The organism is Nocardia veterana NBRC 100344 (genome assembly GCF_000308855.1).
Classification (GTDB): domain Bacteria; phylum Actinomycetota; class Actinomycetes; order Mycobacteriales; family Mycobacteriaceae; genus Nocardia; species Nocardia veterana.
Genome location: NZ_BAGM01000199.1, coordinates 1 through 12,087, shown reverse-complemented (window position 1 = coordinate 12,087; position 12,087 = coordinate 1). Strand labels below are relative to the sequence as shown.

The window sequence follows — 12,087 nt, the reverse complement described above, 5'->3', positions numbered from 1 at the left end:
GGCGGTGCTCGGGGTCAGGGTCGTGACTGACCGGACGAGGCCGGTAGCCGTCGAGCCCGGACAGTGGCGGGATGGTGCATGGTCGCGGCGTGCGTCGTTCGCCATCGCGGGATCGATCTCATCGCAGCTCGTCTCGACCGGGGGCATGGCCGGTGTGCGGTGCGGCCGTGCTCGGTTCCTGCGGAGACTCGCCAATGGCAACGGTCTGGGTATTGCAGGTCGCCCTCGGGCTCCGGCGCTTGTCCGGGGGTGGTCCGTTCAGTTGTGCGAGCCGTGCGTTGTAGGCGTCGAGGGCGGCTTGTTCGTGATCGACGTCGGTGTCGATGTCGGTGCTGCCGAGGAGTGCGCGGTTGCGGATGCCGTCGAGCCAGGGGCCGAGTCCGGTGTCGCGGTCGGCGGTGCGAATCCATTGGCCGGCAACGGCGATCATGATCAGCATCATCAGTCCGTCGCCGCCGAGCCACATGATGATCCCGGCGAGATTCTGGTCGGCCAACGCGCTCGGGCCCCAGTCGCGGGAGGCGGCGTAGGCGGGGGCGAGCACGGTCGACGACATCATCAGCGTGACGCCGACGAGGGTGTCCGGGCCCACGCAGATCGCGAGTACCACGAAGCGCAGCGCGTAGGGCCATACCGGGTCGATGGTGAGCTCGTCACCGGCCAGGGGGAGTAGTAACAGGTATCCGCTGATCAGGTACAGCAGGAGTTCGCTGTCGTGGATCCACATGTGGGTCGACATCGCCTGCTGAAATCCGGTCAGATGGGTCAGCAGCAGGACCGCGCTGTAGAGCGGCACGGTGAATCGCGCAGAGACCAGGATTCGGAAGCCGCGACTGGCTCGCATCCGATCGATGGCCGTGGCGGTGGCGGGCCCGGCGGCGTCGTGCAGCAGCCGGATGGGCTGGGCCCACACCAACAGCGCGGGAACGACCATGATCAGCAACAGATGGACCACCATGTGCACGGCGAACAACGCGTGCGAGTAGGACGCGAGCGCGCTGTCGACGGCGAGGACCAGCACGACCAGCGCGGCCAGCCAGCACCCGGTTCGCAACGGCGGCCAGTGCAGATCGCGCCGCGCCGCGCGCCACACCAGATACAGGTAGCCGACCGCCGCGACGACGACAAGCACATCGACGATGGGCGACCAGGTCCAGGTGCTGAAAATCGTGGCGGTCGTGGGCGCGGGGACGCTCTGCATGCCGGTCACTGCGGATCTCCGAATACGAGCACTCTACAATTGTTGCACTGTGCATGGGTTGATGGTCGGGCGAGGGTGGCGGTGATGGGTGCAAGGCCCGCGGAGATCGCGGACGGACGGTGGTGGTCGGTGGCGCTGCCGACGAGGACGCCGTGGCGGGACTGGCTGCGGGAAAGCCGCGGCGGCTTGGTGGTGCTGGCCCTGCTGATCGGTGCGGGCGCCGGTGGGGGTGCGATCGTCTTCCGCTGGCTGATAACGACTTTCACTCGAGTGCTGTCGGGCCATGACGACTATTCGGCGGTCGGCCATGCGCTGAATCCGCATCTTCCGGCGCTGGGGCCGTGGTTCGTGGTGCTGGCGCCGGTCGTGGCGGGGCTCGTCTACGGCCCCCTCGTTCATCGGTTCGCGCCGGAAGCACGGGGACACGGCGTTCCCGAGGTGATGTACGCCGTCGCCGAACGCGGCGGGCGGATTGCGCCGCAGGTGACCGTCGTCAAAGCGCTCGCCTCGGCACTGTGCATCGGTGGCGGAGGGTCGGTCGGACGTGAGGGGCCGATCGTGCAGATCGGCTCGGCATGGGGATCCAGTGTCGGGCGATTGACTCGAATTTCGGAGCGCCGCTTGCGAATTCTCGTGGCGTGCGGCGCCGCGGGTGGTATCGCGGCGACGTTCAACGCGCCCATCGCCGGGCCGTTCTTCGCGATGGAATTGATTCTGCGTGACTTCGCCGCGGAGTCCTTCGGTGCGGTCGTGTTGTCGAGCGTCACGGCCAGCGTGATCGGCCGTGCCGTCCTCGGCGACGAACCATTCCTGGACCTGCCCGCTTTCGGCGTGCGCTCGGGCTGGGAATATGCCGCCTTCGCCCTGCTCGGGGTGGTCGTCGGAGCCGTCGGAGTCACCTTCACGCACGTGCTGTATCGCATCGAGGATCTGTGCGATTGGGCCTGGCGGGGGCCGGAGTGGCTGCGGCCCGCCGTTGGGGGCCTGTTGCTGGGAGGCGTGCTGCTGGTACTGCCGCAGATGTACGGCGTCGGATATCCGGTGCTGGGCGAGGCCATCGGTGGCCACTACGTGTTGTGGATGCTGGTCGTGCTCATGGCCGGGAAGATGCTCGCGACGAGCCTGACCATCGGAATCGGCGGATCGGGTGGGGTTTTCGCGCCCTCGCTGTTCATCGGCGCGATGGGCGGCACCGCCTTCGGCGTCGTTGTCCACCACCTGTTCCCGGCCGCGACCGCGGCACCGGGCATGTACGGCCTCATCGGTATGGGCGCTGCCTTCGCGGGGGCGACGCGGGCGGCGATCACCGCGGTCATCATCCTGTTCGAGTTGACCGGTGAGTATTCGATCATCCTGCCGCTCATGCTGTCGGTGGTCGTGGCCACGGGGATATCGCGCGTGCTGTCCAAGGAAACGATCTACACCCTCAAACTGACCCGCCGCGGCGTGGATCTCGATGCGGCACACGCCGGCCCGGCCGGACGACTCGACCGCATCCGCGTTGCCGAGGTGATGCAGCCGTGCCCGGAACCGATCCCCGCCGACACCACCGTCGCCGACGCCGCTCGCGTCGTCTGGGCATCGGCACATGCGATGGTGCCGATCGTCGGCGCGGATGGCCGCTATCGGGGGTGTGTGACCGCGGCGGCGATCGCCGAGACCCTCGCCGATACCGAATCGGTCGACAGCACCGTCGCGGACCTGGCGGCACTGCCGCGTACGCTCAGCGAAACCTGCACGCTGGCAACAGCCCTCGATGCACTGGCCGAAGAGGCCGGAACCGGCGCGCCGGTCCTCGACAACTCCGGCGACACCATAATCGGCTGGCTCACCCACAGCGCCGTCCTGAGCGCCCTCCGCAGCACCGGGGAGACCGGCCCTGGAAGTAGCGCCGGTGCGGGGCGGCCCGCTCGCGCGATCGGCGAAGTCGGCAGTGCTACAGCTGATAGCCCTCGATATCCTCGCCCGGTGGAGGTTCACCACCGGCAGCCGTGAACGCGGTCAGCGCCCGCACCAGACCCTCGCGATCGGCCACCGGCATCCGGGCGGCGACCGCCGCGATCTCGTTGCGACGGTGAGCAGTCGCGGTATCGACCACCTGCCGTCCGCGATCGGTCAGCGCGACGATCTGCTCGCGGCGCGAATTCGGATTGGTCCGACGGTCCAGCAGCCCCCCGCCAACCAATCGATCGACCATGCGAGTGGCCGTGGACGGCTGCACGTTCAGCAAACCCGCGAGTGTGGCGACATTCGACGGCCCTCGAGTGGACAGGATGACCAGTGTCCTGAACTGCGGAATGGTGATCGTCTCGTCGACCGCGGCGATGGACCGCGCCGACAAGGCAACGAGCAGCCGAGACGCCGTCAGCAACGCATCGGTGAGCTGATCGGCATCCTGAGCCGGATGGACCTCACCCGCCGCAACAGCCCGTCCCATGAACATCTCCTCCGGTCCGTCCGGTTCGCCTGCTCACATCATATTGAGTGCGACCGCACCGACCACTCGTCCGGCCATCAGCCGCCTGATGCCTGCGGACAGCCGGTGGCAGTGACTCGACAGCGATCCGGCAGGCCGCTTCGGGATGCTGTCCAGGGAGGTGACAGATGATGATGTTCATCGAATTGTTCTTGTCCGAAGGCGCGCTCGATGCCGCGCAGCGGCGGCGGGTAGCCCGGCGTCTCGGCACGATCCAGGAGTTGGGGGCCGGCGAACCCGACAGTGGTGGAGAAGAGATGGCGCCCCGTTCGGCGGCCGTGTTCGCGTCGATGTTTCAAGTGGTGGTGCATGAGCCACAGGTCTGGGTTGCCGGCGAGCAGGCTCTTACCGAGCAGGATCCGCCGCACTGTCTGGTCCGAATTCATGTTCCGGGACCGTGGCGAAAGGATATGAGCGAGACGTTGATCTCCTACGCCACACGCATCGTCTCCGACGAGTTCGACGATCGGGAACTGCCCTACCGGCGGCCGACTGTACAGGTACACATCCTCGGGATCTCGGAGGGGAGCATCGGGATGTTCGGAAAGATAGTGAAGTCCGAAGACCTCGTCGAGATGCTCAGCGCTCCGTACCGCGCGGACGCGGAGACCGGGAAGGCGTTGAAGGACCCGATGTGCGGGGTGCTCGTTCCCTTGGACGACAACACCTCCACCGTCGAGATCGATGGCGAGCTGTATGCGTTCTGTTGCCGCGGCTGCCGCGCCGAGTATGTGGCGAAACGGGAGAAGGCCGCGCGGACGTGACAGTAGGCGCGGTCAATACGCCTGGACCTTGGCGAGTGCGGTCGCGGGGTCGAGGCCGCATCCGCGCTCATAATCGTCTCGGTATCCCCGCAGGGCAACCGCCAACCGCGCGACGTCGGGGTTACCGGAGTTCGGGCCGCCCCGCAGTGCGTGGGCCACGCCGAGGATCTCCGATGCCCGATCGGGCTCGCCTCGCCGGTGGGCCAGGTCGGCCATCCCGACTGCCACATGGGCCAACATCGGCATGTCGGGCAGGTCGACGGCGATATCTCGCGCTTCGCGCAGGTAGCGCGTGGCGGCGGTGAAATCGCCGGTGGCCGCGGCGAGATATCCCGCACCGGCCGCATACAAGGCACGCTCGGGCCGATCGGTGATATCCGCGACGTAGCCGAGATGTCGCTGTGCCTCGGCGAGGTCGTCGTCGTGACGAGCCAGGTCGGCGAGAGAGATCCGGGCGAGGGTGATCTCGCGCGGAGCGGCGCCCCGGGTGAGAACTTCCGTCAATTGCTTGCGCGCGGTATCGATATCTCCGGCGTCGATGCGGACCATGGCAAGCCAGGCTTGCTGCCCGTCGTGGATGCCGAGTTCACGCGACAGCAGCACCGCCTCATCCAGCATGGTCAGGGCCGGGGCGGTGTCACCGGCAGTGATCAACGTACTCGCCAGCGACATCAGCGACAGCGACAACGCCCATCGCTCACCGCAGCCACGAAACCCCTCGACGGCAGCGGAAATGGCAATTCGGCCGTTGTCGGCCCGGCCCGCTGCACTGTCCAACAGAGAGCGTGCGAACCACAGCATTCCGCGCGTCCACGGATCGGGGTGATCCAGGTGCGGCTCCAGCGTTGCCAATCCCTCGGCGGTCTGGCCGGTCGCGAGGTCGAGCAGGGCACAGATGAACGCCGTGATCGGTTCGCCCCTGGCGTCAGGGCGTTCCACGGTGGCCGCGGCCGCGCCGAGGCTGCCCGCGAAGGTCGCGTTGAGCAGGTAGGCGGCGATCGCGCGCAGTCGGGCCTCGGCCGGGGCCGAACCGGGCATGGAGAGGACCTCGCACAGCTTCTCGGTGGCTTCCGCGTGATCGCCGTGCACGGTCCAGAACTGACCGAGTGCGGCGCCCAATCGGACGGCAGTATCGGTGTTTTCGTCGTCCACGGCGAACGCGAGTGCCACGTTCATGTTGTCCCGTTCCGCATCCAGGCGCGTGAGCCAGGAGAGCTGTCCGGAGCCGCGCAAGTACGGCTCGGCCCGTTCGGCCAGCTCGAGGAAGTAGGCGGCATGGGCGTTGCGAGCGGTGGCAAGGCGGCCGGTCGTGGTCAGTTGCTCGACACCGAACTCGCGGACGGTATCGAGCATCCGGTATCGGTCTCCCGCGTACTCCAGCAGCGATTTGTCGACCAAAGCATGCAAGGTGTCTGCGGTGAGGCCGACATATTCGGCGGCCTCACCGCAGAAGCTCCCGGGGAAGGTGGCTGCCTGCTCTGCCGCGGCGCGTTCGATGTCGGTCAGCAGGTCCCAACTCCACTCCACGACAGCCCGCAATGTCCGGTGACGGGGAGGCGCGGTGCGACTGCCACCGGTCAATAGCCGGAACCGGTCGTCCAGCCGGACAGCAAGCGTTTCGATCGACATCGATCGCAGGCGGACGGCGGCCAGTTCGATGGCCAGTGGCAGGCAGTCCAAGCGACGACAGACCCGATCGACATCGTCGCTCGGCACAAAATCGGGTCGCACGGCTCGCGCCCGATCGGTGAACAGCTGCGCTGCGGGACCCGCTTCCAGCGGCGCTACCGCAAACAGCACTTCGCCGGTGATACCGAGCGGTTCGCGACTGGTGGCCAGTATCCGGAGCCGGGGACAACGGCCGAGCAGCTCCGATGCCAGCTGTGCTGCCGCCCCGACCACACGCTCGCAACCATCGAGGATGATCGCCGCCGCACGGTTCGCGAGTGTCTCGACCAGACGAGATGTCGCATCCGCCGAGTCCCGCAGGCCGAGGGCAGCCACCACCGCGCGGGGCACTCCCTCAGGCCGTATCACCGGTGCGAGCTCCACCAGCCAGACCGGGATATCCAGCTCGGCACCGGTCGCGGTGGCGAGGCGGGTCTTGCCCACTCCACCAGGGCCGACCAAGGTCACGAGCCGATTGTCGATGAACTGCCGGCCCACCTGGCGTCGGTCGGTCTCGCGGCCGACGAAACTGGTCAGCGGCGCACGCAGGTTCCCGCGGACGTGCGAGCACTCCGTGTCTCCACGCAATATTCGTATATGCAGCTCGCGCAGTTCCGGCCCGGGATCGGTGCCCAATTGCGTTGCGAGCACACTTCGATACTCTTCGTACGCGGACAGTGCCTCCGCCTGCCGGCCGTTGGCAATCAACGCGCGGATGAGAAGGCCACGCAATCGTTCCCGGAGCGGGTGGGCGGCAATCAGCTGGTTCAGCTCCACCGATAGCAGCGCGCGCTCTGGGGAGGACCCGCTCAGTACCGCCTCGATCCGATCTTCGGTCGCCGTCAGCCGTAGTTCGTCCAGCCGCACGGCCACCACGGCTGCGAAGGGCAAATGAGCGACATCGGCCAGCGGCTCGCCCCGCCACAACCCCAGTGCCTCGGTGAGTAGTTCCTGGGCGGCACCGTGACGCCCGGCGCCGAGGGCGCGGCGCCCTTCCGCTGCCAGTCGCTCGAAGCGTACGGCGTCGACCGTCTCAGCAGGTACATCAAGCCGGTAACCCGCCGACCCCGCAAGCAACGCCGATTCGGGCAGCGCCCGCCGTAACCGCGCCACCAGCGAGTGGAGAGCAGCATCCGGGTGGGCCGGAACATCTTCCGGCCACACCGATTCCACCAGCGTCCTGGTGGGCACCGTGCGGCCGGCCTCCAGCGCCAGTCGTGTCAGGAGCGCCCGCGACCGCACCCCACCCACCCCCACGGTCCGGCCGTCGGCGACCACTCGCAGTGGCCCCAGAACCTCGATGTGCACACCACGATTCTCCAGGGTGGCGATCGGGGCGGTGACAGATATCCGACACCGGCTCGGCAGGGCCGCGGGAGACAGTCGGTTCCCAACGACCGTGTCCCCGAGGAGGATCGCAATGGCGCACATCAGCAATACCGACGTCGCCGGTTCCGGATCGACTCGGTCATCCTATGGGCCTGGGAGCCGCCGATTTTGTGACAACTAGGTGTGCTGACCATGGACGTTGGTGACGTCGTGGCGACTCGCACTTCCGGCAACGGCGAGGATGCGCAGGAGGCTGATGCGCAATGCATTCTCCGCGTCCTGTCCGGACAAACGGCCACGGTCGCGTTCCTCGCTTGCCGCGTGAGCGAGCTGGATCGTGACCGTGACGAGCCACCTCAGCGGGAGCGTGCGATCGAATTCGCCGGTCTCACGACCGCGTCGGACGACCCGTTCGATGCGGTCGGCAATCGGCGTGTGCCGGGCATGATCCTCCTGTGAACCGGTCGGCAAGGCGTTGATCTGTTGCACCAGAACGGGATAGCGCCCGGCCTCCGTGGCCGCCGCGTCGAGTATGCGCAGCAAGGCCGTGACGGCCGGTCCGTCGCCGGGATCCGCGGCGTCCATCGCGGCCGCGGTGCGTTCGGTGAGCCGGTCGAGGACCTCCCTGAGTAGCCGATCCCGCGAGGGGAAGTGCGCATACACCGTCTGTCGCGTCACCCCCGCCGAAGTGGCGATCGCCTCGATGCTCGCATCGGGCTGCTCGTCCAGAATGCGCGCCGCCGCGTCCAGGATGGCGGTTCGGCTGCGGTCGGCGTCTGCACGCCGCTTGCGGATCGGAGAACCTGTCATTTCTTACACCTTGTCAAAGTTTGCCATCTCCGTATATCTTACAGACTGTCAAGAATATCTTCGTGTCAGATCGAGAGGCGTCCTATGCTCACCTTCGCCGGCACCGACCCCGCGCTGTTCATCGCCGACTTCTTCACTACCTTCACCGAGCGTTTGCTGGACGACGACGATGCGGCGGCGATCGTGGACCTGTTCCATACCCCCGATATCGTGCAGATCGCCGATGGGCATCGGATGGACCGCGACAAGCTGATCGCCCATACCCGGCCGGTGCGCAAGAACCGGCCCGGCAGCCGCATCGAGGTGCACGAAGCGATGGCCGACGGGGACCGCCTCGCCGCCCGATACACCCTCCATGTCCGCCAGCGTGGCACCGACCTCGCCATCGAGGTCTGCTTCTTCGGGCAATTCACACCGGAGGGCCGGATGCGCCGGGCACACATGCTCACTCGCTCCGTGACCACCGACAGTTCCGGTCACCAGCAGTCCGAACCGCAATCGGCCGAGGCATAAGGGGAACCGACATGATCGAACACAGCTACGCAGTTCTCGGAATGGCCTGCGGCCACTGCGCGGCTTCGGTCACCGCCGAGATCGAACACATCCCCGGAGTCACCGCGGTAGCGGTGGACGTCGCTGCCGACACCGTGAGGGTGACCAGTGCCGCGGACCTCGATCCTGCCGACATTCGCGCCGCCGTCGACGCGGCCGGCTACGAGTTGGCCGCACCGGATCAGTCGGCCGGCGAGGCGAACAGCCACGAACACGGCCCGCGGCAGACACGATGACTACAACCGACCGGCCTCACATGTGTTCAGGGCCGTTCAGTGAGTCCGGTGGTCAATGCGTCGATTGTCAGATCGAGTATTCGCGGGTAGGCGGCGCCGAACTCCTCTGCGTGCATGACCAGCAGCAGCACGCTGCGTAGTGCGCCCACGACCACCCAGGGGTCGTCACCGGCGATCTCCCCGGTGGACTGCTTCGCCGCGATGAACTCGGCCAATTCGGCCATGCCGTTGTTTCCCGCGGCGGCGACTACTTCGGGAGTCAGCTTGCGTTGCAGCAGTTTCATCTCGTCCGGATGTGACATCAGTCTGCGATACAGCGGGTCCTCGTCCAGCACTCGCACCACTGCTCGTAGGTAGCGGCGCAACGCATCGAGTGTGTCTCGTCCCTGGTGCAAGCCGTTGTCGATGGTGGCCGCTCGCACTTGCTGAGCGTGTGTGAGCAGCAGGTCGAGGTACAGCGCCTCCTTCGAATCGAAGAACGCATAAAAGGTCGATTTCACGATCCCGGCTTCGGTCACCAACTCCGCCAGCGACGTCTTCTTCAGGCCGACCGTCGAGAACAGCCGCCGCCCGGACGAACGCAACGCCTCGGTGATGTGTGCACGTTCCTGCTCGGTGAACGCTACGGGCATCGCAAATCCTCCAACGGTAAAAACGATCTGAACCAATGTTTTCATGCTGGGTCCCGGCCGGTTCGCCGGGCCGCCGGATGCCCGGCACATCGTGCCTCGGTCTTCGGTGATTGTCGTCCGGGCTTCCGGGAAGGCACTGGTGTCCCCCGCACCGGCGCGAATCCAGTGCATTGCACTGGATTCGCCCCGGTTTCGGGTTCATATGGCCGACAGTGCCTTTCGTTGTCGTGCCGGTGTGTTACATCAGGCCGATTCGGGCGTCGCCGGGGAACTCCTCCCAGAGCAGTCGTTCCTGTTCGTAGGGGGCGTTCGCGACGTGCCAGTCGTTGCCGATCAGCATGGTTTCGCGGCCGGTCCGGTAGGTGGGCCAGTGTCCGATACTCGCGCACGAGGGGTCTCCGGTAGCGGCGAACGCGGTCCAGGCGGCTTGCATCCGTTCCGCCAGCAGGTCGGCGGCGGGGCCGTCGCCGTTGAATACCTTTGCTTTCTGGTCGGTGTAGGTGCCGAACAGGAAGCCGAGTTCGAGGGCGTGTGCCGCGCCGAGGCGGCCGTCCATGGCGGGGGATTCGTAGGTGAAGATGAACTGGTATCCGGGCCGGTCGCGTTCGCTGAGTGCTTCGGACAGTTTGATCGAGGGGTAGCGCAGTACCCGGTCGGTTTCGATGGCGAACATGACGTCGGTGGGGCTCGCGGGTAGGCCGCGTTGTGTGCGAAGGTCGGTGTAGGCGGCCATCATTCGCTCTGCCTCGTCGCCGAGGAAGACCCGGCATGCGGCCAGCGCCGAGGCGTAGTCGAGTTGTAGCGGTGGCTCCGAGCCCAGTGCCAGCCGGGTCTCGTCGAGCGTGGTACCCACCATGATCGAGATATCGTCCGCTGCGCCGTTGCGTACCGCGTCGTAGGGGCGCATCGGCAGGAAGTCGCCGTCGACGACGGGGTTGAAGTGCATCCGGCCGGAGTTCGGGTCCTCCTGTTTCATCCGGGTTAGCAGGTCGGTGGATGCCTGGACCAGACGTGCGGGTGATACCGCTCGCAGGGCGTCGGCGTCGCGGGGATCGACGCCGAGGATGTCGACGAACAGTTCGCTCATCCGGTTGGCGTTGTCGATGGTTTGCGAGGAATGGGTTGCGGTGCTGTGCAGTGCGGCGCGTCGGAACAGGCCTTGTGCCGGGGTGATCGCGAGCAGGGCGGCGACCTCGATGGATCCGGCGGACTGGCCGAAGATGGTGACGTTGTCCGGATCGCCGCCGAAGCCGGCGATATTGTCGCGTACCCAGGTCAGCGCCGCGATCTCATCCATCCGGCCTTCGTTTCCGGTGGATGGGATCATCCCGCCGGTGAGATCTTTCAGGCGGAGGTAGCCCAGTGCGCCGAGTCGGTAGTTGATGGTCACCACGACCACGTCTCGGTTCGCGGCCAGCGCGGTGCCGTCGTAGAGCGGTTGTGATCCTGATCCGTATTCCAGTCCGCCGGAATGGATCCAGAACAGGACGGGGCGCTTGGCGTCGTCGAGCCCGGGGGTCCACACGTTCAGGTAGAGGCAATCCTCGCTGTGGCGGCCGGGGACGTCCAGGATGCCCTTGTGGATCTCCGATGGCGGCAGCGGGTGCTGGTGGCTGACCGGGCCGAAGGTCAGCGCGGAGCGCACGCCGTCCCACGGCTGGACCGGTTGCGGTGCCCGCCAGCGGAATTCACCGACCGGTGGCGCCGCGTAGGGGATACCCCGGAAGATGTTGACGCCGTTGCGGGACTCGCCCTCGAGTTTGCCGTGGGTGGTCGAGGCGATGATCGTTTCGGTGGACACAGGTCTGCTCCTTCATGATGTTCGGCATGCGCCGAACCAAGACTTTCGGTGCTGGGAGGCGCGCTCGGCCCGGCTCGGTCGAGGAAAGGGCAGAGCGCCAACAGGTTTCGAGGCTGAGAAGTCAGTCGCGGGGCGTGCCGGCACTGACCGCGCTGTCGTAGATGGCGACGAATCGGTCGATCTGCCACAGCTGTGACAGGAAGACCAGGGTCCAGCCGAAGACGGTGGGCCAAATCTGGACGCTCACCAGTCCCCACGCGACGATCGGCAACCCCACCCCGGCGATGCCGATGATCGCGGAGATCGCGCGGCGATGCGGTTCGGCGGCCGGCGCCTTCTCCGTCCACAGCCGCTCGCCGTAGATCCCCTTCTCGTCCCAGCGACGCGGCACATCGATGGGCCGGAACATGCGGGTATTGGCGAACATGAACGCGACACCCCCGGCCAACACCGCCAGGGTCCACCAGCCCAGCGCATCGCGCAGGTAGATCGCGGCGAGCAGGACCGCGAACGCGGCCATCCGGCTCCACACGCTCCACGGGTTGGCGTGCTTACGCCAGTTCTCGTCGTTGAGTCCGAAGGTGTTCGCGGTGATCTGGGTCGTGCTCATGGTTCCTG

11 protein-coding genes are annotated in these 12,087 nt (G+C 66.7%); 4 read left to right on the top strand and 7 right to left on the bottom strand.

The window, feature by feature from the left end; all coding sequences use genetic code 11:
- Positions 1–118 precede the first annotated feature (118 nt).
- Positions 119–1,201, bottom strand: coding sequence for a cytochrome c oxidase assembly protein (locus ON37_RS27415; protein WP_083893328.1), 1,083 nt, complete (start codon positions 1,199–1,201; stop codon positions 119–121).
- 84 nt (positions 1,202–1,285) lie between these two features.
- Between ON37_RS27415 and ON37_RS27410 the strand changes: the two genes are divergently transcribed.
- A complete protein-coding gene (locus ON37_RS27410) occupies positions 1,286–3,196 on the top strand; it encodes a chloride channel protein (protein WP_083893327.1) in 1,911 nt (636 codons plus the stop codon).
- On the opposite strand, the gene ON37_RS27405 is transcribed toward ON37_RS27410, so the two are convergent.
- On the bottom strand, positions 3,138–3,638 hold the full coding sequence (locus ON37_RS27405) for a MarR family winged helix-turn-helix transcriptional regulator (protein ID WP_051032179.1): 501 nt from the start codon (positions 3,636–3,638) through the stop codon (positions 3,138–3,140). The two genes, ON37_RS27410 and ON37_RS27405, sit on opposite strands and share 59 nt — an antisense overlap.
- A gap of 167 nt (positions 3,639–3,805) precedes the next feature.
- Between ON37_RS27405 and ON37_RS27400 the strand changes: the two genes are divergently transcribed.
- Positions 3,806–4,441: a hypothetical protein gene (locus tag ON37_RS27400; RefSeq protein WP_210742619.1), complete on the top strand. Its 636-nt coding sequence runs from the start codon at positions 3,806–3,808 to the stop codon at positions 4,439–4,441.
- A 12-nt stretch (positions 4,442–4,453) separates the two neighbouring features.
- On the opposite strand, the gene ON37_RS27395 is transcribed toward ON37_RS27400, so the two are convergent.
- Together ON37_RS27395 and ON37_RS27390 are read right to left on the bottom strand one after the other, a co-directional pair.
- Entirely contained in the window at positions 4,454–7,417 is a 2,964-nt protein-coding gene (locus tag ON37_RS27395) for an ATP-binding protein (protein ID WP_051032178.1), read from the bottom strand.
- Between the two features lie 198 nt (positions 7,418–7,615).
- On the bottom strand, positions 7,616–8,248 hold the full coding sequence (locus ON37_RS27390; protein ID WP_040723590.1) for a TetR/AcrR family transcriptional regulator: 633 nt from the start codon (positions 8,246–8,248) through the stop codon (positions 7,616–7,618).
- Between the two features lie 84 nt (positions 8,249–8,332).
- On the opposite strand from ON37_RS27390, the gene ON37_RS27385 reads away from it, so the two are divergent.
- Together ON37_RS27385 and ON37_RS27380 are read left to right on the top strand one after the other, a co-directional pair.
- A complete protein-coding gene (locus ON37_RS27385) occupies positions 8,333–8,761 on the top strand; it encodes a nuclear transport factor 2 family protein (RefSeq protein WP_040723589.1) in 429 nt (142 codons plus the stop codon).
- Between the two features lie 11 nt (positions 8,762–8,772).
- Positions 8,773–9,036: a heavy-metal-associated domain-containing protein gene (locus ON37_RS27380; protein WP_051032174.1), complete on the top strand. Its 264-nt coding sequence runs from the start codon at positions 8,773–8,775 to the stop codon at positions 9,034–9,036.
- Positions 9,037–9,062: 26 nt separating this feature from the next.
- Here the strand turns inward: ON37_RS27380 and ON37_RS27375 are convergent, their stop codons facing one another.
- The 3 genes from ON37_RS27375 to ON37_RS27365 form a co-directional block, all read right to left on the bottom strand.
- Positions 9,063–9,668: a TetR/AcrR family transcriptional regulator gene (locus tag ON37_RS27375; protein WP_040723587.1), complete on the bottom strand. Its 606-nt coding sequence runs from the start codon at positions 9,666–9,668 to the stop codon at positions 9,063–9,065.
- 238 nt (positions 9,669–9,906) lie between these two features.
- Positions 9,907–11,469 carry a carboxylesterase/lipase family protein gene (locus tag ON37_RS27370; RefSeq protein ID WP_051032173.1) on the bottom strand — a complete coding sequence of 521 codons (1,563 nt, stop codon included), beginning with the start codon at positions 11,467–11,469 and terminating at the stop codon, positions 9,907–9,909.
- 121 nt (positions 11,470–11,590) lie between these two features.
- A partial coding sequence (locus ON37_RS27365; RefSeq protein WP_051032170.1) for a DUF6653 family protein occupies positions 11,591–12,087 on the bottom strand: 497 nt, incomplete at its 5' end.

What these genes read in the sequence shown, in the direction of transcription:
- ON37_RS27415 (WP_083893328.1), bottom strand. Translation starts at nt 1,201, where the DNA reads ATGCAGAGCGTCCCCGCGCCCACGACCGCCACGATTTTCAGCACCTGG.
- ON37_RS27410 (WP_083893327.1), top strand. Translation starts at nt 1,286, where the DNA reads ATGGGTGCAAGGCCCGCGGAGATCGCGGACGGACGGTGGTGGTCGGTG.
- ON37_RS27405 (WP_051032179.1), bottom strand. Translation starts at nt 3,638, where the DNA reads ATGGGACGGGCTGTTGCGGCGGGTGAGGTCCATCCGGCTCAGGATGCC.
- ON37_RS27400 (WP_210742619.1), top strand. Translation starts at nt 3,806, where the DNA reads ATGATGATGTTCATCGAATTGTTCTTGTCCGAAGGCGCGCTCGATGCC.
- ON37_RS27390 (WP_040723590.1), bottom strand. Translation starts at nt 8,248, where the DNA reads ATGACAGGTTCTCCGATCCGCAAGCGGCGTGCAGACGCCGACCGCAGC.
- ON37_RS27385 (WP_040723589.1), top strand. Translation starts at nt 8,333, where the DNA reads ATGCTCACCTTCGCCGGCACCGACCCCGCGCTGTTCATCGCCGACTTC.
- ON37_RS27380 (WP_051032174.1), top strand. Translation starts at nt 8,773, where the DNA reads ATGATCGAACACAGCTACGCAGTTCTCGGAATGGCCTGCGGCCACTGC.
- ON37_RS27375 (WP_040723587.1), bottom strand. Translation starts at nt 9,668, where the DNA reads ATGCCCGTAGCGTTCACCGAGCAGGAACGTGCACACATCACCGAGGCG.